General features: G+C 73.9%; 22 protein-coding genes and 1 pseudogene. 10 read left to right on the forward strand and 13 right to left on the reverse strand.

All coding sequences use genetic code 11. The features are described 5' to 3' along the window. The 8 genes from E9549_RS16335 to E9549_RS16370 form a co-directional block, all read right to left on the reverse strand. Positions 1-222 (reverse strand): alcohol dehydrogenase catalytic domain-containing protein (locus tag E9549_RS16335; RefSeq protein WP_236827647.1); only part of this gene is annotated, 222 nt, incomplete at its 3' end. Positions 223-350: 128 nt separating this feature from the next. After that, positions 351-1,544, reverse strand: a complete 1,194-nt coding sequence (locus E9549_RS16340; protein ID WP_236827648.1) for an FAD-binding oxidoreductase — start codon at positions 1,542-1,544, stop codon at positions 351-353. After that, positions 1,541-2,875, reverse strand: coding sequence for an FMN-binding glutamate synthase family protein (locus tag E9549_RS16345; protein WP_236827649.1), 1,335 nt, complete (start codon positions 2,873-2,875; stop codon positions 1,541-1,543). The genes E9549_RS16340 and E9549_RS16345 overlap by 4 nt, the downstream gene beginning before the upstream one ends. A 13-nt stretch (positions 2,876-2,888) precedes the next feature. Then, positions 2,889-3,629, reverse strand: a complete 741-nt coding sequence (locus E9549_RS16350) for a hypothetical protein (RefSeq protein ID WP_236827650.1) — start codon at positions 3,627-3,629, stop codon at positions 2,889-2,891. Then, positions 3,617-4,510, reverse strand: coding sequence for a glutamine amidotransferase family protein (locus tag E9549_RS16355; protein ID WP_236827651.1), 894 nt, complete (start codon positions 4,508-4,510; stop codon positions 3,617-3,619). The genes E9549_RS16350 and E9549_RS16355 overlap by 13 nt, the downstream gene beginning before the upstream one ends. Positions 4,511-4,541: 31 nt before the next feature. Continuing rightward, positions 4,542-5,903 (reverse strand): type III glutamate--ammonia ligase, encoded by a 1,362-nt coding sequence (gene glnT, locus E9549_RS16360; RefSeq protein ID WP_236827652.1) that lies wholly within the window; start codon positions 5,901-5,903, stop codon positions 4,542-4,544. A 189-nt stretch (positions 5,904-6,092) separates the two neighbouring features. Continuing rightward, positions 6,093-7,427, reverse strand: a complete 1,335-nt coding sequence (locus tag E9549_RS16365; RefSeq protein ID WP_236827653.1) for an ammonium transporter — start codon at positions 7,425-7,427, stop codon at positions 6,093-6,095. 268 nt (positions 7,428-7,695) lie between these two features. Then, a complete protein-coding gene (locus E9549_RS16370; protein ID WP_236827654.1) occupies positions 7,696-8,310 on the reverse strand; it encodes an XRE family transcriptional regulator in 615 nt (204 codons plus the stop codon). A gap of 201 nt (positions 8,311-8,511) precedes the next feature. Between E9549_RS16370 and E9549_RS16375 the strand changes: the two genes are divergently transcribed. From E9549_RS16375 to E9549_RS16405, 7 genes are read left to right on the forward strand one after another with little or no spacing between them, the layout of a single operon-like run. Further along, positions 8,512-8,874, forward strand: coding sequence for a hypothetical protein (locus tag E9549_RS16375; protein ID WP_236827655.1), 363 nt, complete (start codon positions 8,512-8,514; stop codon positions 8,872-8,874). A 5-nt stretch (positions 8,875-8,879) separates the two neighbouring features. After that, entirely contained in the window at positions 8,880-9,410 is a 531-nt protein-coding gene (locus E9549_RS16380; protein WP_236827656.1) for a dimethylamine monooxygenase subunit DmmA family protein, read from the forward strand. Then, positions 9,407-10,393: a PDR/VanB family oxidoreductase gene (locus E9549_RS16385; RefSeq protein WP_236827657.1), complete on the forward strand. Its 987-nt coding sequence runs from the start codon at positions 9,407-9,409 to the stop codon at positions 10,391-10,393. The genes E9549_RS16380 and E9549_RS16385 overlap by 4 nt, the downstream gene beginning before the upstream one ends. Further along, positions 10,390-11,382 carry a DUF3445 domain-containing protein gene (locus E9549_RS16390; RefSeq protein ID WP_236827658.1) on the forward strand — a complete coding sequence of 331 codons (993 nt, stop codon included), beginning with the start codon at positions 10,390-10,392 and terminating at the stop codon, positions 11,380-11,382. The genes E9549_RS16385 and E9549_RS16390 overlap by 4 nt, the downstream gene beginning before the upstream one ends. Continuing rightward, positions 11,379-11,924, forward strand: a complete 546-nt coding sequence (locus E9549_RS16395) for a dimethylamine monooxygenase subunit DmmA family protein (protein WP_236827659.1) — start codon at positions 11,379-11,381, stop codon at positions 11,922-11,924. Before E9549_RS16390 ends, E9549_RS16395 begins: the two co-directional genes overlap by 4 nt. Further along, on the forward strand, positions 11,921-12,865 hold the full coding sequence (locus E9549_RS16400) for a PDR/VanB family oxidoreductase (RefSeq protein WP_236827660.1): 945 nt from the start codon (positions 11,921-11,923) through the stop codon (positions 12,863-12,865). The genes E9549_RS16395 and E9549_RS16400 overlap by 4 nt, the downstream gene beginning before the upstream one ends. Then, positions 12,862-13,851, forward strand: a complete 990-nt coding sequence (locus E9549_RS16405) for a DUF3445 domain-containing protein (protein WP_236827661.1) — start codon at positions 12,862-12,864, stop codon at positions 13,849-13,851. Before E9549_RS16400 ends, E9549_RS16405 begins: the two co-directional genes overlap by 4 nt. A gap of 63 nt (positions 13,852-13,914) precedes the next feature. Here E9549_RS16405 and E9549_RS16410 read toward each other — a convergent pair whose 3' ends face one another. Continuing rightward, positions 13,915-14,571, reverse strand: coding sequence for a response regulator transcription factor (locus tag E9549_RS16410; RefSeq protein WP_236827662.1), 657 nt, complete (start codon positions 14,569-14,571; stop codon positions 13,915-13,917). Further along, positions 14,568-16,628: a sensor histidine kinase gene (locus E9549_RS16415; RefSeq protein ID WP_236827663.1), complete on the reverse strand. Its 2,061-nt coding sequence runs from the start codon at positions 16,626-16,628 to the stop codon at positions 14,568-14,570. The genes E9549_RS16410 and E9549_RS16415 overlap by 4 nt, the downstream gene beginning before the upstream one ends. A gap of 156 nt (positions 16,629-16,784) precedes the next feature. On the opposite strand from E9549_RS16415, the gene E9549_RS16420 reads away from it, so the two are divergent. Together E9549_RS16420 and msrA are read left to right on the forward strand one after the other, a co-directional pair. Then, positions 16,785-17,540 (forward strand): hypothetical protein, encoded by a 756-nt coding sequence (locus E9549_RS16420; protein WP_236827664.1) that lies wholly within the window; start codon positions 16,785-16,787, stop codon positions 17,538-17,540. 222 nt (positions 17,541-17,762) lie between these two features. Next, entirely contained in the window at positions 17,763-18,275 is a 513-nt protein-coding gene (msrA, locus tag E9549_RS16425; protein WP_236827665.1) for a peptide-methionine (S)-S-oxide reductase MsrA, read from the forward strand. Between the two features lie 44 nt (positions 18,276-18,319). Here msrA and E9549_RS16430 read toward each other — a convergent pair whose 3' ends face one another. After that, entirely contained in the window at positions 18,320-19,228 is a 909-nt protein-coding gene (locus E9549_RS16430; protein WP_236827666.1) for an AAA family ATPase, read from the reverse strand. Between the two features lie 199 nt (positions 19,229-19,427). Between E9549_RS16430 and E9549_RS16435 the strand changes: the two genes are divergently transcribed. Then, a complete protein-coding gene (locus E9549_RS16435) occupies positions 19,428-19,676 on the forward strand; it encodes a hypothetical protein (protein ID WP_236827667.1) in 249 nt (82 codons plus the stop codon). Between the two features lie 287 nt (positions 19,677-19,963). Here E9549_RS16435 and E9549_RS16440 read toward each other — a convergent pair whose 3' ends face one another. Both E9549_RS16440 and E9549_RS24520 read right to left on the reverse strand, forming a co-directional pair. Next, on the reverse strand, positions 19,964-21,067 hold the full coding sequence (locus E9549_RS16440) for an alpha/beta hydrolase (protein ID WP_236827668.1): 1,104 nt from the start codon (positions 21,065-21,067) through the stop codon (positions 19,964-19,966). 170 nt (positions 21,068-21,237) lie between these two features. Next, positions 21,238-21,917, reverse strand: a pseudogene (locus E9549_RS24520) (DUF2182 domain-containing protein). Positions 21,918-22,361: the final 444 nt, after the last annotated feature.

The following is a 22,361-nucleotide window of genomic DNA, read 5'->3' on the forward strand; positions in this document are numbered from 1 at the left end:
GTTGGTCACGCCCTCCCCGACCGCGGAGACCACACCGGCCGCCTCGTGGCCGAGCAGGAACGGGAAGTCGTCGTTGATCCCGCCCTCGCGGTAGTGCAGATCGGTGTGGCAGACCCCGCACGCCTGCACGTCCACGACCGCCTCGCCCGGACCCGGTGGCGGGACCAGGACGTCCACCACCTCCACGGGTGCTCCGGGCTTCACGGCCACCACGGCCTTCACGCGGGACGGGGATGTCGTCGTCGTGGGCACTGCGTTCCTGTCTGTCGTCGGTGTGGTCGTGGGGACGGCCGGCCCGCCCCCACGAGGGGCCGGGGCGGCTGCGGGAGCGAGGACGGGGGTGCGCCGGGTCAGCGCATCTCCCCCGCGCCCACGTAGGGGAAGGGGCTCGTGAGGAGCGCGTCCTCGGCGAACCGCGACAACCGGAAGTCGGACTCGGGGACGTCGACGTCCGAGCTCTTGCCGTCGACGACCAGGTCGGCGACGAGCCGCCCCACCGCCGGGGAGATCTTGAACCCGTGCCCGCTGAACCCGGCGGCGACGAGCAGGGACTCCACCGGCGTCTCGGAGATGACCGGGTTGAAGTCCGGCGTCACGTCGTAGCACCCGGCGTAGGAGCCGGCGACCGAGGCGTCCTCGAGCCCCGGGAAGCGGCGCGAGATCTTCTCCACCGCCATCTCCAGGAAGTCGTCGGTGGCTCGGTTGAGGTAGGCGTCGGGGTCGGCGGGCTCCGGGGTGGAGAGGTCGCTGTTCCCGAACAGCAGCCGCCCACCGCCCTCCGTGCGGATGTACTGCAGCGAGACCAGATCGGAGAACACCGGCACCCGACCGAGGTCGGCGCCGGGGTCGAGCACCACGATCGGCTCGCGGTGCACCCGTATCGGCAGGTCGATGCCGTGCCGCGCCAGCAGCGGCACCGACCAGGGGCCCGCTGCGACGACGACGGTGCCCGCGCTGATGACCGAACCGTCGGCGAGCCGCACGCCGGTCACCCGGCCGCTGCCGGTCAGCACCTCGGCGACGGCCGTGCCCTGGCGGACGCGGACGCCCAGGCGCCGCGCGGCCCCCGCGAAGGCCTGGGCGGTCTGGTAGGCGTCGCCGTAGCCGCCCCGCGACTCCCAGGCGAAGGCGGCGAAGTCGGACAGATCGGCCACCGGCCACAGGCGCGCGACCTCGGCCCGGTCGACCTCCTCGGTCTGCACGCCGACCGCCCGCTGGTTGGCCAGGCTGGCCCGGAGCGCGTCCACGTTGGACTCGCCGACGCCGACGACGTAGCCGGTCTGCCGGAAGCCGACGTCCTCGCCGAGCACCTCCGACGCGTTCTCGAACAGCTCGAGGCTGCGGGTGGCCATCGCCGCCAGCGAGGAGACCCCGTAGTGGCACCGCACGATGCCGCTGGACTTGCCGGTGCCCCCGGAACCGACGGTGTCCCGTTCGCAGACGACGACGTCGGTCACCCCTCGTCGAGCCAGCGACCAGGCGATGGACGTCCCCTCGAGCCCGCCGCCGACGACGACGACGTCGGCGGTCGCCGTCGCGGTCACAGCCCGTGCCCCGGGATCCAACTGGTGCCCGCCAACGGCACCCGGGCCATGGCGGCGGCCTCGATGGTCAGCGCGACCAGGTCCTCGGGTTCCAGGGAGTGCAGGTGCGCCTTGCCGCAGGCGCGGGCGATGATCTGCGCCTCCATGGTCATCACCCGGATGAAGTTCGCCAGCCGTCGCCCGCCCTGCACCGGGTCGAGGCGCTGCGCGAGCTCGTCGTCCTGGGTGGTGATCCCGGCCGGGTCCCGGCCGGCCTGCCAGTCGTCGTAGTAGCCCGCTGCCGATCCGAGCCGGCGGTACTCCGCGTCCAGGTGCGGCGCGTTGTCACCGAGTGCGATGAGCGCGGCGGTGCCGATCGCGACTGCATCGGCGCCCAGCGCCATGCACTTGGCCAGGTCCGCACCGTTCCGGATGCCCCCGGAGACGACGAGCTGGACCTTCCGGTGCAGCTCCTCCTCCTGGAGCGCCTGCACGGCCTGCGGCAGCGCTGCGAGCGTCGGGATGCCGACGTGCTCGATGAAGACGTCCTGCGTCGCGGCCGTGCCGCCCTGCATCCCGTCGAGGACGATGACGTCGGCGCCGGCCTTGGCGGCGAGCTTGACGTCGTAGTAGGTGCGGGTCGCGCCGATCTTGACGTAGATCGGCTTCTCCCAGTCGGTGATCTCCCGCAGCTCCCGGATCTTGATCTCCAGGTCGTCGGGGCCGGTCCAGTCGGGGTGCCGGCAGGCGCTGCGCTGGTCGACGCCCATCGGCAGGGTGCGCATGCCGGCCACCCGCTCGGTGATCTTCTGGCCGAGCAGCATCCCGCCGCCGCCGGGCTTCGCCCCCTGCCCCAGCACGACCTCGATGGCGTCGGCCATGCGCAGGTGGTCGGGGTTCATGCCGTAGCGGGACGGGAGGTACTGGTAGACGAGGTGCTTGGACTGGCCGCGCTCCTCCGGGGTCATCCCGCCGTCGCCGGTGGTCGTGGAGGTGCCGACCTCGCTGGCCCCGCGGCCCAGCGCCTCCTTGGCCCGGCCGGAGAGCGCACCGAAGCTCATGCCGGCGATGGTGACCGGCGTGGCCAGGTGCAGCGGGTACGTGGCGTTGCGGTTCCCGAGGACGACGTCGGTGTCGCAGCGCTCCCGGTAGCCCTCCAGCGGGTAGCGGGACATGCTGGCCCCCAGGAAGAGCAGGTCGTCGAAGTGCGGGACCTTGCGCTTGGCGCCGCCGCCGCGGATGTCGTAGATGCCGGTCTCGGCGGCGCGCTGGATGTCCGCGATGGTCGCGCGGTCGAAGGTGGCGGACTCCCGGAGAGCGGGGTCCGGGGCCGGTGCGGTGTTGTCGGTCACGGGGTGCCCCTCCTCAGTACGCCGAGGCGTTGTCGACGTGGAAGTTGTAGAGCCGGCGGGCGGAGCCGTAGCGGCGGAAGGACGACGGGTCGGCGTCGATCCCCGCGGCGGTGAGCAGCCCGGCGAGCTCGGCGAGGTGCTCGGCCCGCACCTCCTTCTCGACGCAGTCCGCACCGAGGGACTTCACCGAGCCGGCCACGTAGAGACGGGCCTCGTAGAGCGAGTCGCCGAGCGCGTCGCCGGCGTCGCCGCAGACGACCAGCCGGCCGGCCTGGCCCATGAACGCGCTCATGTGGCCGACGTCGCCGCCGACGACGATGTCCACGCCCTTCATCGAGATGCCGCAGCGGGCAGCCGCCGACCCCTCGACGACCAGCAGCCCGCCGTGCGCGGTGGCGCCGGCCGACTGCGAGGCGTTGCCGCGGATGCGCACGGTCCCGCTCATCATGTTCTCGGCGGCACCGACGCCCGCGTTGCCGTTGACGGTCACGGTCGCGGCCTTGTTCATGCCGGCGCAGTAGTAGCCGACGTGCCCGTCGACCACGACGTCGACGTCGGCGTCCAGGCCCACGGCGATGTTGTGCCGGCCGTCGGGGTTCACGACGCGCCAGGTGGGCGCCTTCTCGGCGACGTCGACGGCGTGCAGCGCGCTGTTGAGCGCGCGGACGTCGGACCCGGCCAGGTCCACCAGGGTGGGCTCGGCGAGCTCCACCCGCCCGTCGGCGAACTCCAGGGGCGTGCTCAGCGCTGCCATGCGTAGACCTCTTCCGGCTCGGGCTCGAAGATGCGGGCGTTCTCGATGCCGGGCAGCCCGGCGAGGGAGCGGTACTCCGACGCCATGGCCACCCACTGCGGCGTCTCGGCGACGACGGCCGGCTTGCAGGCGATGGCATCGCGGACGACCGCGAAGCTGTCCCGGGTGGCGACCAGCAGGGTGTAGAAGCCGTCGAACCGCTCGCACAGCAGCTTCAGCGACTTCTCCAGGTCGTAGCCGGCGGCCAGTTGGGCGGCGACGAACCGGGCGCCGACCTCCGAGTCGTTCTCGCTGTCGAACGTCATGCCGGCGGCCCGGAGCTCGCGGCGGATCGTCGCGTGGTTGGCGAAGGAGCCGTTGTGCACCAGGCACTGGTCCGGGCCGACGGAGAACGGGTGCGAGCCCTGCGGCGTCACCGCCGACTCGGTGGCCATCCGGGTGTGCGCCACCCCCTGCCAGCCCTGCGCCGACTCGAGGCGGAACTCCGCGGCGAGGGCCTGCGGGTGCCCGACCCCTTTCAGGACGGCCAGATCCTCACCCTGGCCGATGACGATCCCACCGCCTGCCACTGCGCGGACGGCGGCGACGAGCGCGCCGGGGTCGGTCGCCGCGTGCACGACCAGCGTCTGCCCGGCGTCGACCACCACCGCCTCGGGCAGCCGCTCGCGCAGCGCCGTCCCGATCTCCTGGGCGCCCGCGTCGCCGGGCAGCAGCGACACCGTCGACTGCCCCGGCGGCGACCAGCGCGGATCGCCGTAGACGGCGATCCCGGCGGAGTCGGGTCCCCGCTCGGTGATCTGGCAGAGCATCCCGGTCAGCAGCTCACCGAGCCGGGGGTACAGGGAGGGCTCCCGCAGGTGGAGCCCGGCGATCCCGCACATGGGTGCTCGTTCCTCTCGACGATCAGGCTGGTCAGAAGGCGGTCACGTACCGGTCGACCTCCCAGGAGGTCACCTGCCCGTGCCACTCGAAGAACTCCTCGCGCTTGAGGCCGGCGAAGTAGGCCGCGACTCCCGGGCCGGCGACGTCGAGGGCGCCCGCGACCACCGGGTCGGCCTCCAGGGCCTCGATCGCGTGCAGCAGCGTCGGAGGCAGCGGGCTGCTGGTGGTGGCTCCCGGATCGCCCGGGTCCAGCCCCCGGCGCACCCCGTCCAGCCCGGCGGCCAGCGCCGCCGCCGCGGCGAGGTAGGGGTTGGCCGAGCCGTCACCGCCGCGCAGCTCCACCCTGTTGCCGTCCGGCACGCGGAGCAGGTGGGTGCGGTCGTTGCCGCCGTAGGAGGCCGCGCGCGGGGACCAGGTGGCGCCGGACCTCGTGCCGGTGGCGCCGGTGCGCTTGTAGGCGTTGACGGTCGGGGCGAGCACCGCCTGCAGGCCGCAGGCGTGCTCGATCAGCCCGGCGAGGAAGGAGTAGGCCAGCGACGAGAGCCCGAGGCCGCGGGGGTCCCCGGCGTCCGGGAACACCGGGGCGCCGTCGCGCCACAGCGAGAGGTGCATGTGCAGGCCGCTGCCGGTGCGGTCGGTGAACGGCTTGCCCATGAAGGTGGCCGTCATGCCCCGCTGCTCGGCGAGGACCGAGAGCAGGTATCGGAGGGTGACCACCCGGTCGGCAGTGGTGAGCGCGTCGGCGTAGCCGAAGTTCTGCTCGAACTGCCCGTTGCCGTCCTCGTGGTCGTTGGCGTAGTTGCCCCAGCCGAGCGAGTTGATGGCCCGGGAGACCTCGGTCAGGTGCTCGTACATGCGGGTGAGCCCACGGGCGTCGTAGCAGGGGCGCTCGGCGGTGTCCTTCGGGTCGGCCGGGCGCAGGGTTCCGTCCGGGCCGCGCTCGACGAGGAAGTACTCGACCTCGGCGCCGACCTTGAGGTCCAGGTTGAGCTCCGCGGCGCGGGCCAGCTGCTCCTTGAGGATCACCCGTGGCGCGTACGGCCAGGGCCGGCCCTCGACGTGCGGGTCGCAGTGCACGATCGCCAGCCCCGGCCGGATGAACGGCACCGCCATGTACGAGGCCGGGTCGGGGATCGCGATGAGGTCCGGGTCCTTCGGCTCCTGGCCCATGGCGCCGACGGCGTACCCGGCGAAGCCGACGCCCTCGGTCTGCAGCTCCTCGACCGCCTCGACCGGCACCAGCTTGGCGCACGGCTTGCCGGTGAGGTCGACGAAGAGCGCCAGGATGAACTGCGTGCCGTCGGCGCGGGCCCGCGTGGCGAGGTCGAGCACCTCGGGTGCGGCCGCGACGGCCGCCGGCGGGGCATCGGGGCGGGTGGCGGTGAGCGACACGGGATCCTCCTGCGACTGTCCACTGACATGAACCTCTGTCACTTGCGAGTGAACTCTCCGCGGATTACCGCGGGGTTACGGTCGCGCCAGGTTCGTGTTGCGCCGGACCCCGCGACGCACCGGAGGCCGGCCCCCGGCGGGGACCGGCCTCCGTGTGTCTCGCGACTGCCGCCGGGAGGCGGCGGTGTGTCAGACGGGCGACTTCGGGGCGGCGGCGACCGGCGCCGGGGGCACCTGGTCGGGGCCGTAGACGGTCGCGCCGACCCGGGTCGGGCTGACCCCCCGGTCGAAGTCGTACGCCGACTCGGCGTGGACGGCGACGTCCAGCCCGGCGTCCTCCGTCGCCTCGTCGACCCGCAGCCCGATCGTGCGCTGCAGCACCCAGGCGACGGCGTACGTCATCACGAAGGAGAACGTGCAGGTGACGACGATCGCGACCAGCTCGCGCCAGACGATGTCGAAGCTCCCACCGAGCAGGATGCCCTGCACGCCACCCGGCGAGTTCGACGCGCCGATGAGCATGACGCAGAGGGTCCCGGCGATGCCGCCGACGCCGTGCACGGCGAACGCGTCGAGGCTCTCGTCGATGCCCAGCCTGGTCTTCCAGGTCACCGCCCAGGCGACGGCCGCGCCCGCGACGAAGCCGACCACGAGCGCGCCGACGGCGTTCACCGTGTCCGCCGAGGGGGTGATGCCGACCAGCCCGGCGATGGCGCCGGAGGCCATGCCGAGCGTCGTCGCGTGGCCGTCGCGCAGCCTCTCGACCAGGAGGAAGCCCAGGATGCCGGTGGACCCGGCGAGGAGCGTGGTCAGCACGACGTACTGCGCGAGGAAGTTCGCCCCGGCCGCCGAGCCCCCGTTGAACCCGATCCAGCCGAACCACAGGATGCCGGCGCCCAGGACGACCAGCGGGAGGCTGTGCGGCCGGTGCGTCGGGGAACGCCGCTTGCCCAGGACCATCGCCAGCGCCAGGGCGGCGACTCCGGCGTTCATGTGCACGGCGGTGCCACCGGCGAAGTCGTGCAGCTGCAGCTCGTTGCGCATCCAGCCGCCGACGACGCCGCTCTCCTCGTCGCTGAAGGCGAACACCCAGTGCGCGAGCGGGAAGTAGACGAGGGTCAGCCAGACGGCGGAGAAGACCAGCCACGAGCCGAACTTCATCCGGCCGGCCGCGCCGCTGGCCACGATCGCGATCGTGATCGCGGCGAACAGGATGAAGAAGGCGGTCCAGTAGACACCCTCCGCGCCACCGGTGCCGCCGTCGTCGTGGAAGCCGGCCAGACCGAGGTGGTCGACCGGGTTGCCGATGAGTCCCCAGCCGCCGAGCGAGTCACCCGACACCAACCCGTAGCCGAAGAGGACGTAGAGGACGCTCGTGACGGCCAGCGTGCTCATGACCATCATCACCATGTTGAGCATGTTCTTGCTGCCGAGCATGCCCCCGTAGAACAGGGCGAGGCCCGGGAACATCAGCAGGACGAGCGCGAACGCCGCCAGGAGCCAGGCGAGGTCGGCTGCGGGCATGAGCCACTCTCCTCAGGTCAGTCGGGCGGGGCCGGCCACGCCACGAGATCGGTGGGTCGCACCGGGGGCCGGTGCGCGACGCCACGGAGGACGTCCGCTCGGAGCCGGTGCCGGAGCACCGGCCGCGGCCGCCGGGTGTAACGTCGTGAAACGGAGTCTCATGGCGCTGGACGCGCTCGTGGTTACGCCGACGTGAATCTGCGTTACGAAACGGCCGCGTCAGCCGCGCGGGCCGGCGGCGGCGGTCCGCCGCCCGGCGGGAAGCGACCTAGACGACGTGCCCGTAACCGGTGACGGTCAGGAAACGGATGGGCAGCTCGGTGAGCTCGACCGGTCCGTGCGGCCCCTCGCCGTCGAAGACCAGCGAGTCGCCGGGGCGCATCTCGTAGCGGGCCTCGCCGTGGCCGTACGTCAGCGCACCCTCGAGCACGTAGATGAACTCGGTGCCGGGGTGCTGGAAGAGCGGGAAGACCTCGCTCGCCTCGGTGAGGGTGACCAGCAACGGCTCCAACCGCTTGTGCTCCCCGCGCAGCGCCCCCAGGAGCTGGTAGAGGTGCCCGACGTTGCTGCCCCTCCGGATGATCTGCGCACCGTGGCCGGCCGGGGTGAAGACCGCCTCGCGCTCGGCGTCCACGCCCCGGAACAGCGCGGTGACCGGCACCGCCAGCGCATCGGCCAGGCGCGCCAGGCTGGAGAGGCTGCACGAGGTCTGGGCGTGCTCGATCTTCGACAGCATCGCCTTGCTGAGGCCGGTCGTCCGCGCGAGCTCGGCCAGCGAGACACCCTTGGCCAGCCGGAACTCGCGGACGCGCAGCGCGATGACGTCCTCCAGCTGCCCGCCGGGTGCCTCGTCGTGCCCGCCGGGCTCGGGGATGGCCTCCACGGCGCGAGCATAGGACCGGTCCGGGAGGGGGACGGGTCCCGCCACGGTCGCATGACCCGGACGGGAGAGGCGCGTCACTGCGTCCGACGACCTCCGTCACCTACTCGTTACAGGGCCGACACCCACGTCACCGTCCACTGCCGTTACATGTCGTCCACCCACAGGGATCAGTCGCCCGACGATCCCGTTGAGGAGGCGGACATGACCACCACCGGCACCATGGTCTTCGGACACGCGAGCGGCACCTACGAGGGGCTCCCGAGCATGGAGGTCCCCGGCGTCAACGCCGCCATCGGCGACACGTTCGCCAATCCCGGGGGCTCGGAGCTGTGCTCGGGCTTCTTCGAGCTGCTCGCCGGCGAGCCGCTGGACTACACCTACACCTACGACGAGATGAAGGTCGTGGTGGAGGGCGAGTTCCACCTCACCGACCTGGACAGCGGCGTGCAGGTGATCGCCCGCCCCAAGGACGTGCTGTTCTTCCCGAAGGGCTCGCGGATCCGGTTCGAGACCCCCGACCGGGCGCTCGGTTTCTACACCGGCCAGCGGTCCTTCGCTCCCTGACCGGCATGGGGATCGAGCACACCAGCGTGCCGCGGTGGGGGGCCGCTCCACCGCCCCTCCCCCAGGGCGTGCGCAGCGCCGCGCTCCTGGGCCTGGACGAGGCGGCCGACCCGGTCGTCTCGGCCTGGGCGGCCGAGGCCGCGCGCGCCGGCGCGGCGGTGAGCGTGCTGCGGGCACGCACCACCGCCGAGGCGCTGGCCTGGGTGGACGCCCGCGCGAGCGAGGCCCTGGTCGGCTGGCGGCTGTTCGTGGCGGGCCCGGAGGACGGCGTCCTCCGGGCCCGCGCCCGGGCGCTCCGGCTGGGCGCCGTCCCGGCCGAGGTGCTGACCCACGTGACAGGGGTCCCCACCCGCCGGGTGCACTGCGCCCACTGCGCGCACGAGACGGAGACCTCCGCCGCGATCGGCGCGACCTGCACCTGCCGGGGCTGCGGGCGGACGCTGCACGTCTACCACCACGTCTCCCGGCGGTTGGCCGCCTACCTCGGCTTCATGGTGGACGCCGAGGACGCCGCGCCGACGGGGGTGCCGGCATGACCGCGCTGTCCCCGCCCGCGCCCGTGGAGGCCCCGGGGCGCACCGGCCCGGGCACCCTCCTGCTCCGGGTGACCGACGTGCGGGAGGCGGCGGCCGGCATCCGGACGGTCGAGTTCGTCCCCGCCGACGGGGGATCGCTGCCCGCCCACCCGCCGGGCAGCCACCTCGTGCTGCACTGCGGCGACCGGCGCAACGCCTACTCGCTGACCGGCTCCGGCATCGCGCCGGAGAGCTACACGATCTCGGTGCTGCTCTGCCCCGACGGGTCGGGCGGCTCCCGGTGGGTGCACGACCTGGTGGTCGGCGACGTCGTGGCGGCCGACGGGCCGCGCAGCGCGTTCGCCCCGGTCGCCACCGCACGGCACCACCTGCTCGTCGCCGGCGGCATCGGCATCACCCCGCTGCTCTCCCACGCCCGCGCCGCGGCCCGCTGGAACCGGGACTTCACGCTCCTCTACGGCTACCGCCCCGGCGCCGGGGCGCACCTGGAGGAGCTGCGCCGGCTCTGCGGCCGGCGCCTGGAGGAGCACCCGGACCTGGCCGTCTTCCTGGCCCGCATCGAGACCGCCCTCGCCGGCGCCCCGCTGGGCACGCACCTCTACGCCTGCGGGCCGGCCGCCCTCCTCGACGTCGTGCTCGGGACCGCCGAGCGACTGGGCTGGCCGGAGGCGCGGGTGCACACCGAGCGCTTCTCCGCCGCGGCGCTCGACCCGGGCGCCCCCTTCGAGGTGACGCTGGCCCGGTCGGGACGGCGCCTGACGGTCCCCTCCGGCGTGAGCCTGCTGGAGGCCCTCGAGGACTCCGGCGTCCCGGTGCCCAGCATGTGCCGGCAGGGGGTGTGCGGCGAGTGCCGCGTCCCCGTGGTCGCCGGCTCCCCCCTCCACCGCGACCTCTTCCTCGGCGAGGCGGAGAAGGCCGCCGCCGACAGCCTCATGTGCTGCGTCTCGCGCAGCACCGGCCCCACCCTGGAGCTCGACCTGTGACAGCCACCGATGTCCGCGACCGGGCCCTGCCCGCCCGCATCGCCTCGTTCCCCTTCCCCTTCCCCACCGACACCTACCGGTACAGCACGAACGTGGAGCCGGCGCTCGCGCCGCGGTCGACCGCCGCCGGCAGCTGGGGCGAGCACGTGCTGCACGTCGACGAGCACTACGCCTCGGACAGCGCCGAGTGCGCCGCCCTGCTGGCCGCGGACCCGACCCGCCTGCAGGAGCTGCCGCACATGAGGCCGGCCGCCTGGGACGCGATGCTCTACGTCATGGGGGAGCTGCGGCGCGCCCGCCCGGACGCCTTCGGGCTGGACCGCCTCGGTGGAGACCGCTGGCGCTGGCGCAATGCGCTGCTGCGCATCGAGCAGGAGTTCACCTTCGGCGACGACGCGACGCTGCCGTCGGGACCGCTGGAGTTCGTCGCGCCGCAGGTCCAGGACGACCTCGTGCTGCTGGACCAGCGCGAGGGCGCGCTCTGGGCCGACGCCGGCGTCGTCACCGCGGCCGCGGACTGGTCGATGCGCTTCGACGTCGGCATGAGCTTCCCCGAGATCCACGGCCCGGTCCCGCGCGTGCACCCGGAGGGAGTCATCGACCGCGCCCACCAGTTCCTCATGCGGCTCCAGCCCGGCGAGGCCTACCGCCGCACGAACTGGACGATGACGGTCGGCCGGCGGCTGGACACGGCCACCGAGACCTACCCCGAGTGGGGCCCCGACCGCCGGCTGGTGCTGGAGCAGGACCTCGGCGCCCGGCTGCACCTGCGCGTGGAAGTGCAGCACCTGGTCCGCCTGCCGAGCTCCGGGGCTGTGCTCTTCCTCATCCGCACCCACCTGCTGCCCCTGGAGGACCTGGCGCGGGTGCCCGCGTGGCGGGACCGGTTCGCCGCCGTCCTCGAGGAGCTGCCGGAGGACATGGCCGACTACAAGGGCCTCACCCGCTTCCGCTCGGCCGCCGTCGCCTGGCTGCGCGGTGCGGCGTGACCGCCGTCCTGACCGGTGAGCAGCTCCGCCCGCGCCGCACCAGCGTGCCGTCGTGGTCGGCGCAGCCTCCGGCGCTGGACCCCGCGGGCCGCACGTTCCTCCTCGTGCAGGTCGGCGGCCGCGCCGCGGAGGTCGTCGACCGGTGGGCGGCCGAGGCGTGGGAGCACGGCCGGCCGGTGCGGCGCTGGGGGCTCCCGGGCGTGGACGGCACATCGGCCGCCGCGCTCGCCCGCCGCCTCGACGGGATGCACGTCGGCGACCGGGTGCTGGTGGCCGGTCCCGAGGCCGACGTGCTCGCCCTGGTCGCCCTGGCCCGCGGGATGGGGCTGCTGCCCGAGGAGCTCACCGCCTTCGCCGTCGACCGGGGGCCGATCCCGGTCTTCTGCGCCCACTGCGAGACCACCGCGCGGCTGGCGGTGGCGCCGGGCGCCGAGGTCGACTGCCCCGGGTGCGACCTGCGGCTGGAGGTGCACGAGCACGCATCGGGGCACCGGGGCAGCTACCTGGCCTCCGCGGTGACGGCGGCCGGGGAGCACGGATGAGCGTCCCGGCGACGCAGCTGCTGCGGGTCACGCGGATCCGCGCGGTGACCGACCGGGTCCGGGAGATCAGGCTGGCGGACCCGGACGGCCGCCCGCTGGCCGGGTACGCGCCCGGCAGCCACCTCGTCGTGACGGCGGGCGGCACCCGCAACGCGTACTCGCTCACCGGCTCCGGGATCGCGCCGGGCGACTACCGGATCTCGGTCCTGCGCACCGGGGACGACGGGGGCTCGGCCTGGCTGCACGACGTCCTGCGGGCAGGTGACCTGCTTGCGGTGGAGCCGCCCCGCTCGGCGTTCCGGCCGGAGCTGGCCGCGCGGAAGTCGTTCCTCGTCGCGGCGGGCATCGGGGTCACGCCGATCCTGTCGCACCTGGCCGCCGCCCGGGCGTGGGGCCGCCCCGTGGAGGTGGTCTACGGGTACCGCCCGGGCGAGGCCGCCCACCTGGAGGAGGTGCGCCAGCTCGCCGGACCGGACCTGGTGGAGGCGCAGGGGCGGGTGGCCCTGGCCGACGCGCTGCGCGAGCGGATGGCCGTCCAGCCCTGGGGCACGCACGCCCACGCCTGCGGCCCGGCCGCCGTCCTCGACCTGTTCACCGCGACGGCACGGGCGGCGGGCTGGCCGCCCGCCCGGGTGCACCTGGAGCACTTCCGCGCCCCCGAGCTCTCCCCCGGCCGGCCGTTCACCGCGCGGCTGCGGCGCAGCGGCCGGGAGTTCCCGGTCCCCAGCGGCACCAGCCTGCTCGAGGCGGTGCTCGCCGCCGGCGTCGAGGTCCCGAGCATGTGCCGGCAGGGCGTCTGCGGCCAGTGCCTGGTGCCCGTGGCGGCCGGTCGCGTGGATCACCGGGACCTGGTTCTCGACGAGGCCGACCGGCTCGCCTCGACCCACCTGCTCGCCTGCGTGTCGCGGGCGGCCGACACCCACCTGGAGCTGGACCTGTGAGCGATCTGACCCGGCTGCCCTGGCCCTTCGCCCCCGCCGACCGGACCTTCCGGTACACGGTCAACGTCGAGCCCGCCCGCCGGCGCGTGGAGACGCCCGCCGGGTCCTGGGGCGAGCACGTCGTCGACCTGGGCGACGACTACGCCGAGCAGATGGCGCTCCGCCGCGACGTGCTGGCCCGCGACCCGGGGCGGCGGCAGGCGCTCCCGCACATGGAGCCGGCCTGCTGGGACATGCTCCTGTACCTGCTCCGGGAGCTCGTCTCCGCCCGCCCGGACGCCATGCACCTGGCCGACCTCGGGTCCGGGGCCTTCGCCTGGCGCAACGACCTCCTCGGCATCGAGCAGTCGTTCGTGCTGGGTGATGCGGCCACGCTGCCGACCGATCCGCTGACCTGGATCGGTTGCCAGGTGCCCGACGACATCCTCATGGTCAGCGACCGCGGCGGCCGGCTCTGGTTCGACGCCGCGCTGGTCACCTGGGCGGCCGCGTGGTCGGTGAAGTTCGACATCGGCATGCACCTCGACGAGATCCACGGCCCGGTGCCCCGGCTCAACGAGGACGGCGTGACCAGCCGGGCGACCCGGTTCATGCGCAGCATCACGACCGACCAGACCTACCGCCGGGTCAACTGGACCTTCTCCGCGCACGGGTCCCCGCGCCGGGACATCAGCCTGGAGGTCAAGCCCGAGTGGGACGCCGACGTCCCGCAGCTGGTGCGGGACGGCGACTTCGGGCGGCTGCAGCTGCGCATCGAGCTGGAGCACCTCACCCGGTTGCCGCTGACCGGCACGCTCACCTTCAACATCCGCACCTACATGGCGCCGCTGGCCGAGGTCGTCGAGGTCCCCGGCTGGGGTGAGCAGCTCGCGGCGATCGTCGCCGAGCTCCCCCCGGACATCGCGGGGTACAAGGGCATCGCGCCCTACCGCGACGACGTCGTGGCCTGGCTGGGCGACGCCACGCGCACGGCCGCCGCCGCCTGACCTCCCGGCGCGCGTCGGGCCTGGCCCCGCGCCCGCCCCGACGAGGCAGGAGCCGCGCGCCTCTCAGGGGAGCTCCGCCCCTCCGAGCCCCGCGTCGCGGGCCATCGCGATCGCCTGGGGCCGGGACTCCACCGGCAGCTTCGTGAACACCGTGGACACGACGTTGCGCACCGTCTTCTCCGACAGGTAGAGGCGGCGGGCGATCTCGCCGTTGCTCAGCCCGCGGGCGACGAGGTCGAGCACCTCGTGCTCACGCTCGGTCAACTGCGGGAACGGCGTCAACCGCTCGTTCCGGGTGATGAGCCGGGTGAGCACCGCCGGACCGACCGCCGCGCCGAGGATGACCTCTCCGTGCCCCACCGCCTCGAGCGCCCGGGTGATCTCCTGCCGGCTGGCCCCCTTCAGCAGGTAGCCGCGCGCGCCGGCACGGAGCGCGGCCGCCACGGTGTCGTCGTTCTCGACCATGGTCAGCACCAGGCAGGCCGCCGTGGGCAGCTCGGCGGCGAGCTTCCGGATCGCCTCCAGCCCGTTGGTGCCCGGCATGTGCAGGTCCATCAGGACGACGTCGGGCCGCTCGGCCAGCGCGAGCGCGACCGCCTCGTCGCCGTCGGCTGCCTGCCCGACGACGTGGGCCCAGGGCAGCGCGTCCACCAGCGCGGCGATGCCGGCCCGGAACATCGGGTGGTCGTCGGCGACCAGGACGGACAACCGATCGGTCATGCCGTGACCTCCACGAGGCGTTCCTGGGCCGGACCGGCTGGGCGGTCCGCCGGCAGCGTCGCGACGACGGTCGTCCCACCGCGGCCGCCGGTGACGGTGCACGAACCGCCCAGCTCGGTGGCCCGCTGGTGCATCGAGGTGAGCCCCACCCCGGCCGTCGCCTGCCGGGCGAGCCCGACGCCGTCGTCGGCCACCCGCACCGTGAGGACGCCGTCCACCTGCTCGAGGCGGACGTCGACGTGCCGCGCCCCGGAGTGCTTGGCCACGTTGGCCAGCGCCTCCGCGGTGATCCGGTAGGCCGCGACCTCGGCCGCCGCCGAGAGGCCGGTGAGCGGACCCTCTCCGGTCACCGCGACCTCCACCCCGGCGGTGCGCAGGCGCTCCGCCGCCTCCTGCACCGCCGGCACCAGCCCCAGGTCGTCCAGCGCGGCCGGCCGCAGGTCGTCGACGATGCGCCGGACGTCGGAGACGCTGCCCCGGAGGTAGCCGGCTGCGGCCTCGAGGACGGCGGCGGCCCGGTCGGGGTCGGTGTGCACGAGGTCGGCGGCGACGTCGAGCTGCATGGCGGTGGCGGCCAGTCCGGGGCCGAGGTCGTCGTGCAGGTCGTGGCGCAGCCGCCGGCGCTCCTCCTCCCGCGAGGTCACGATGTGCTCGCGCGAGCGGTGCAGCTCCACCTGGAGGGCCGCGGCGTGCGCTGCCACGGCGGCGTGGCGGGCCAGCTCCTCGAGCAGCCTGCGGCCGCGCTCACCGACACCTCCCGGTGGCACGGCGACGACGAGCTCCCCCACCGAACGGCCGGAGTAGACCAGCGGGACCGTCAGCGTCTCCGCTCCCGGGTCACGCCGGCCGTGCACCACCGCCCCGTGGTGGGCCACGCGCAGCTCGGCGTACGGGAGGAGCAGGGTGCGGGCCACCACGTCCACCACCGCCGGCAGCACCGCGCCCGGCGAGCTCGCGGAGGTGAGCCGTTCGGCCAGGCGCGAGACGCCGGCGTACGGCTCGTCGGCCTGGCCGTACAGCAGCCGGTTGACGGCACGCTGCACGCGGTCCTTGAGCGGCTGCACCGCCATCGCGGCCAGGACGAACAGGAGGAGCTCCCAGTCCTCCGTCACCCGCTGGGCCAGCCCGGTGAGCACCGCGAGGAGGGCACCGTAGGCGGCCAGGGTCAGCACGGTGAGCGCGCCGTAGACCAGCGCCCGGTTCACCACGACGTCGAGGTCCCACAACCGGCGACGGACCATGGCGTAGGTGATGGCGGCCGGGAGCGGCACCATCGCCGCCGCGACGAACGCCGCCGAGGCGACCGGCAGCAGCCACCCCGCGACCAGCAGGGCCAGCGTCGCGGCGGCGCCGGCGGCCACCAGGACGACGTGGTCGCGCTCCTGCCCCGACGTCCGCCGCAGGCGGAGCACGAGCGATGCCACGCCGAGCAGCGCGCCGAGCACCACCACAGGCAGGATCGCGCTCACGGCGGTCCAGGCGCCGTCGAGGGGCACCGGGTGGTCCAGCTCGCCGTAGTACGCGGGCGGGGCGATGTCGCGCTGGTCGTACGGCGTCACCGCCCACGCCACGGTGGCTGCGACCGTCGCGCCGCCCGACACCGCGACCACCCAGCGCCACCGCGGCGACGGCAGGGAGCCGGTGGGCAGGAACAGCAGGAGCACCGAGGGCACCAGCGTGTAGCCCGGTACCCAGGTGAACCCGGCGACCCAGTGCAGCAGGGCGCCGGCGGTGTGGCCGGGGGTCTCCGTCAGCAGCAGGTGCGCCAGCGACCCGGTGAACGACGACACGGCGTTGCTCAGGCCCACCACGACCATCAGCCAGCCGACCGGCGTGCGCGGGAGCCGGGTCGCGACGACGGCGCCGAGCACCCCGTACGCCATCCCGGCCAGCACCCCGCGCAGCGCACTCCCCGCCGGGTAGTCCGGACCGTCGGCCGGCAGCACCTGCAGCACCAGGGTGGCCGCGGCCAGCGCCACGCACGCCGCGCCGCCGCCCGCCGCCAGCCCGCGCCACGGGCGCCGGCGCGGGTCCCTGGTCGCGGAACGCGGCTGCATGGACGGATGTTCTCAGCAGATGGTGTCCCGGGTGGGAGGGACAGCGGTCCTGCACCCGATCGGGACCGGCGTCCGATGACGGCAGGACGTGGCCGGCCGGAGCCTTCCGGCAGCTCGCACGGCACCCCGCCGCCGAGACGACCTGGAGATCCCGCCATGACGCAGCACGTCAGCACCCCCGCCCCGACGACCGAGATCAGGATGGGCGCGACCCTCAGCGCGCCGGACCACGCCGTGGTCACCGGCGCCGGCGCCCCCGATGCCGCGCCGGCCGCACGCGGCGACCGGCCACGGGCGTGGCGGCTCCCGGCCCTGGCCGGCGCCGCGCTCGTGTCACCTGCCGCGATGGCCGCGCAGTACGCGCTCAACAGCGCAGGGCTCCCGCGCCAGGATGCCGAGGTCTACCTGACCGGGGTCGCCGCCGACAGCGGCGCGATGGTCGCCTCGACGCTCGCCTACGGGCTCGCGATGACCACGATGGTCGCCGTCGGCGCGCTCGCGGCGGTGGTGCTCCGGCGGACCGCGCCGATCGCGTCCGCGCTGTCCGCGGCGCTGCTGACCCTGGGGGCGGTCGGTGGCGGTGCGTTCGTCGGGCTCCGGCTCGCCGCGCTCGCGATGGTCGAGGACGGCGCGGTCCTGCCCGGCGGGACCGAGGCCTTCGTCCGGCTGCAGGGCGCGATCATCGACCCGGTCGGCTGGCTGCTGATCTGCGCCATCCTGGGCACCGTCGCGCTGGCCGTCGCCCTGCACCGCTCCCGTCGCGCGGTGGGCTGGTGGCCGGCGGTGGTGACCGTCGTCGGGTTCGTGCTCGCCAGCGGGGAGTTCCCGAACGCCGTCAGCGTCGCCGGGGCCCTCGTGCAGGGGGCCGCGCTCGTCCCGCTCGCCCGGCTGGCGCTCGGCTCCCGGGACTGACGGGCGAGGCGGCGCGCTCGGGGCACGCGCAGGCGGCGTCCCCACGGTCACGGGCCGTGGGGACGCCGGCCGCGGGTGACGGCGGGCGGGCCGGCGGCGGGGAGACCGGCGGCGCGAGCCGAGCCCCACCGGGCGCACCGGACACCGAGGTCGGGGCACCGGGCGAAACAGCGGGGCCGGTCGCGGTGTTCTCTAGTCGTCACCACGACAGAGGGAGGCACATTGACCACCGAGACCGCGATCCTCGCCGGCGGTTGCTTCTGGGGCGCGCAGGAGCTGCTGCGCAAGCGCCCCGGGGTGATCTCGACCCGGGTCGGCTACTCCGGGGGAGACACCCCGAACGCCACCTACCGGAACCACGGTGACCACGCGGAGGCGGTCGAGATCGTCTTCGACCCCGACGTCATCTCGTTCCGCGAGCTGCTGGAGTTCTTCTTCCAGATCCACGACCCGTCGACCAAGGACCGCCAGGGCAACGACATCGGTCGCAGCTACCGCTCGGCGATCTTCTACACCAGCGACGAGCAGCAGCGCGTCGCGCTCGACACCATCGCCGACGTCGACGCCTCGGGCATCTGGCCGGGGAAGGTCGTCACCGAGGTCGAGCCGGCCGGCGACTTCTGGGAGGCCGAGGAGGAGCACCAGGACTACCTGCAGAAGATCCCGTTCGGCTACACCTGCCACTACGTGCGGCCCGACTGGGTGCTCCCCCGCCGCCAGGAGCAGACCGCCTGAGCACCTGAGGCCGGCGCCCGGGCGGCGCGGCTGCGAGGGGCGGGTCAGTCCTGCAGGAAGGCCAGCAGATCGGCGTTGATCGTCCCGGCCTGCGTGGTCGGCATGCCGTGGGGGAAGCCGGAGTACGTCCTGAGCGTCCCGTTCGGCAGCAGCTCGGCCGAGCGCGGGGCGGAGCCGGCGTAGGGCACGACCTGGTCGTCGTCGCCGTGCATGACCAGCACGGGCACGGTGATCTTCTTCAGGTCGTCGGTGAAGTCCGTCTGGGAGAACGCGACGACGCCGTCGTGGTGCGCCTTCGCCCCGCCCATCATCCCCTGGCGCCACCAGTTCTGGATGATCGCCTCGACCGCCACCTCGAAGTCGAGCCGACCGTCCCCGACCACGGCGTGCACCCGCTGACCGCTGCGCACCCGACCGTCGAGCAACAAGCGGGAGAGCCGGTTGTCGACCTCGCGCTGGATGGCCCGGCGCAACGGGCGCGCGCCGAACTGCGGCTCGAAGCCGCGCTCGGCGAGCCAGCTGACCGCCTCCGGGCTGACGTCGAGCTCGATGCCCTGGGCCCGGAGCCGCCGGCGGGTCTCCTCGAGCAGCAGGTCGGTGATCCGCTCCAGCTGGGTGCGTTCCAGCTGACGGAACACCACGATCTCGTCGATCCGGTTGAGGAACTCCGGGCGGAACGATTCGCGCAGCCGCCGCATCAGCCGGTCGCGCAGCGACTCGTCCGCCACGCCCTCGCCCCCGTTGCCGAAGCCGAGCGGGGTGTGCCGGCCGACGATCAGCTCCGACCCGAGGTTGCTGGTCATGATGCTCACGGTGCTGCGGAAGTCGACGGTCCGGCCCTGGGAGTCGGTGAGCCGGCCGTCGTCGAGCACCTGCAGCAGGGTGTTGAAGACGTCGGGGTGGGCCTTCTCCACCTCGTCGAAGAGCACCACCGAGTACGGCCGGCGGCGCACCGCCTCGGTGAGCTGCCCGGCGTCCTCGTACCCGACGTAGCCGGGCGGGGACCCGCGCCAGCTCGGTCTTGCCCACGCCGGTCGGCCCCAGGAAGAGGAAGCTGCCGATCGGTCGATCCGGGTCGCCCAGGCCGACCCGGGAGCGGCGCACCGCCTCGGCGACGACGTCGACCGCCTCGTCCTGGCCGACCACCCGCTCGTGCAGGCGCTGCTCGAGTTCGAGCAGCCGCGACATCTCCTCCTGGGTGAGCTGGCTGACCGGGCTGCCGGTGGCCCGGGACACCACCTCGGCGATGTCCTCGACGCCCACCCCGGGGACGGCCGGCCCTTCCCCGCCACCGTCCTGGGCCTCCGCTGCGCTTCGGCGACCTGGTCGCGCAACGCGGAGGCCCGCTCGTACTGCTCGGCCGCGACGGCCTGGGCCGCGACGGAGGGATGGACCGGCTGACACGTCCGGATTCCAGCGCCTGCAGCACTGCTGTGGTCACCTGTCGACCCGCGTGCGGGACGGCGCGACCCCACCGCTCGACGTCGGAAACGGGGGCCGGCTGAGCGGTTGACGCGCCGGCCGCGGTCCCCGCCCGGGCGCACTCTCGATGACGGCGTACAACTGCGCACCTGCCACCTCGAGAGGATCGATCACTACGGGGCACCTGAGGTCCGGTCCCGGTCGCCTCCTCCACCCGGGCAGGCGGCACGCGCCATGGGGCGTGTACCGACCAGCGCCGTCGTCACTCAGAGCGTGTCAGCGAACCCCCGGATGTCGCGCACCGCCGCCTTGTACGCCTCGGGCACGGCCGCACGGAAGGACATGTCCGCGGCGTGGGTGAGGCCGAGGTTCACGCGGCCGACCACCGGGACCCCGGCCCGCTGCAGCAGCCGGAAGTAGGCGATCCCCTCGTCGCGCAGCGGGTCGAGCTCGTTGACTGCGATCACGTGCGGGGGCAACCCCGCGACGTCGTCCTCGGTGGCGAAGTACGGCCAGGCGAGCGGGTTCTCCGCGTTCTCGCCGGTCGGGTCGTAGACCGCCACGAGCATGTCCATCATGTCGCAGTTGATGTAGTGCCCGTCGTTCTCGACCATCGACGGCAGCTCGCGGAGCTTGCGCTCGCGGCTCCAGCCGTAGCCGCCACTGATGTACGGGACCATCGCGTAGACGCCGTCGATGCGGTCCAGCCGGTTCTCCCGCTTGGCCTTCAACGTGGTGGCCAGCACGAGGTTGGCCCCGCCGGACTCCCCCTGCAGGACGATCCGGGTGATGCCCAGCTCGGCGCGGTGTTCGTGCACCCAGTCGAGCGCGGAGCTGCAGTCGTCCAGCCCCACCGGGAACGGGTTGGGCCCCTGCTCGGTCCAGGCGTTCCGGAAGCCGACGGTGACCACCACCATGCCGGTCAGGGCGAGATCCTCGCTCCAGCGTCGGTGCACCGCGTTGTGCGCCTCGAGGATCGTCATGCCGCCGCCGTGGATGTAGACGACGCACGGCAGCGGCCCGTCGACGCCGGCCGGACGGAACACGTGCAGCGGGATCTCTGCTCCGTCGACCGAGGTCACCGTCTCCCTTCGGTGGCCGACATCGGCGCGTACCTCGTCGGGCCAGTCGCTGGGGACGGCGGCGTACAGCTCTTCGAAGGCGGCGTGCGAGGCGCCGACGAACTCGGCGACCGCCTCCGGCGGGGCGCTGCGGTCGAACGGCGGCGGGGCGGCGTGCCGGTCCAGCTGGAATGCCGCGAACGTCGCCCGCAGACCGGGGTGCAGTCGTGGATCGGTGCGCAGCTCCACGTCCGGGTCGGCGAGCCGGCCCTCCTGCCGCGCCCTGAGCTCCTGCGTCGTCTCGCTCATGTCTCTCCTCGATGCGACCGGTGGCCGATTCGCCGCAGGGCACTGTGGCGCGGGCCACAGCCGCAGTCAAGGAGTCGGAGGACCCCGTGGAGTCCCTCGCACGCCGCCGCTGCAGGAGACTGCTGCGGGACACCACGGGCGACCACCGCTCGGGGCGTCCGCCGCATGTTCTAGGAGCCCATCGGAGCCATCGTGCCCGTCTCCCCGGCCCCGGGAACCGTGAGGGCCGGGACGGCGTCCCGGGCCACGAACAGCAGCAGGCCCGGGCCGAGCAGCACAGCGGCCGTCCTGTACGTCGCGACCCTGCGCCAGGGCAGGGTCTTCTCGACCGCGGTCAACCCGGCGACGAGGGCCATCCACACGATGCTCATGACCCCCAGGGCGAACAACGAGGCCATGAGTGCCCAGCAGCAGCCGACGTACCAGGCGCCGTTCTTCGCCCCCATCAGGAACGCGCCCCGGCGGCCGTCCCGCCACGAGCCGAGCAGGAACCCGAGCGGGCTGCGGCACCGGGACAGACGTCCTTCAACGGGTTCAGCTCGTACGCCGCCGCGACGACCAGCGTGCCACCCGCGATCCATCGGCCCGCCCGGTCCCAGGCCAGGAGATCGCCCGGCACCCGGCCGAGGATCGCTGCGAGCGCGAAGGCGGACAGTCCGGCGCCGGCCCACGTGGCCAGATTGCCGCCGGTGAACAGCAGCGGTGAGAGCGGGGACCGGCGCCCGGTCATGCGGGAGTAGAGGGCGATCGTCGGTGCGACCGACGGGAACATCATCGCCGCCGTCATCACGACCCACACGACGAGGAACCAGCCGAGCGTGCCGAGGCCGGTCCACGGCCCGTCGTCCATGACCTGCGTCCGGTCGACCGTCCACCACCACCCCGCGCCGGCGAGCGCGAAGAGCGCGGCGACCAGCAGGAGCCGCACGCGCACCGCGGCGAAGGCGGGCGCCAGCCCCCCGTCGGCGCTGGAGCGTTCCCGGGTCGGCGCGCTCACGGGTGTCAGCCCGCCCAAGGAGAAGTCCGAGGTCGACAGCCCGGTCTTGCCCTCGTACCGGATCCCGAAGAGTCGACGTTGCCGACACCCCCACCGGCTGCCCGGCAACTCACCTGACGGCCTGCGGGCGGGCGGCTCGGGGAGCCGCGCCTGCGGCGAGTCGGTGTCGTCACGCTATGCGCGCAGCCGGTCCATGCATGTCCTCGCGTTCCTCCACCCGGAGAACAGGCCGGCCAGAGGACGGCGCTCAGCCGAGCGACCTCGGGCAGACCGTCACACGCACACGCCAGGCAGATC

It is taken from the genome of Blastococcus sp. MG754426 (assembly GCF_021699055.1).
Lineage (GTDB): Bacteria > Actinomycetota > Actinomycetes > Mycobacteriales > Geodermatophilaceae > Blastococcus.

Coding starts and splice junctions, on each gene's coding strand:
- E9549_RS16440 (WP_236827668.1), bottom strand. CDS start 21,067: ATGAGCGAGACGACGCAGGAGCTCAGGGCGCGGCAGGAGGGCCGGCTC.
- E9549_RS16400 (WP_236827660.1), top strand. CDS start 11,921: ATGAGCGTCCCGGCGACGCAGCTGCTGCGGGTCACGCGGATCCGCGCG.
- E9549_RS16410 (WP_236827662.1), bottom strand. CDS start 14,571: ATGACCGATCGGTTGTCCGTCCTGGTCGCCGACGACCACCCGATGTTC.
- E9549_RS16365 (WP_236827653.1), bottom strand. CDS start 7,427: ATGCCCGCAGCCGACCTCGCCTGGCTCCTGGCGGCGTTCGCGCTCGTC.
- E9549_RS16375 (WP_236827655.1), top strand. CDS start 8,512: ATGACCACCACCGGCACCATGGTCTTCGGACACGCGAGCGGCACCTAC.
- E9549_RS16380 (WP_236827656.1), top strand. CDS start 8,880: ATGGGGATCGAGCACACCAGCGTGCCGCGGTGGGGGGCCGCTCCACCG.
- E9549_RS16415 (WP_236827663.1), bottom strand. CDS start 16,628: ATGCAGCCGCGTTCCGCGACCAGGGACCCGCGCCGGCGCCCGTGGCGC.
- E9549_RS16385 (WP_236827657.1), top strand. CDS start 9,407: ATGACCGCGCTGTCCCCGCCCGCGCCCGTGGAGGCCCCGGGGCGCACC.
- E9549_RS16420 (WP_236827664.1), top strand. CDS start 16,785: ATGACGCAGCACGTCAGCACCCCCGCCCCGACGACCGAGATCAGGATG.
- E9549_RS16350 (WP_236827650.1), bottom strand. CDS start 3,629: ATGGCAGCGCTGAGCACGCCCCTGGAGTTCGCCGACGGGCGGGTGGAG.
- E9549_RS16355 (WP_236827651.1), bottom strand. CDS start 4,510: ATGTGCGGGATCGCCGGGCTCCACCTGCGGGAGCCCTCCCTGTACCCC.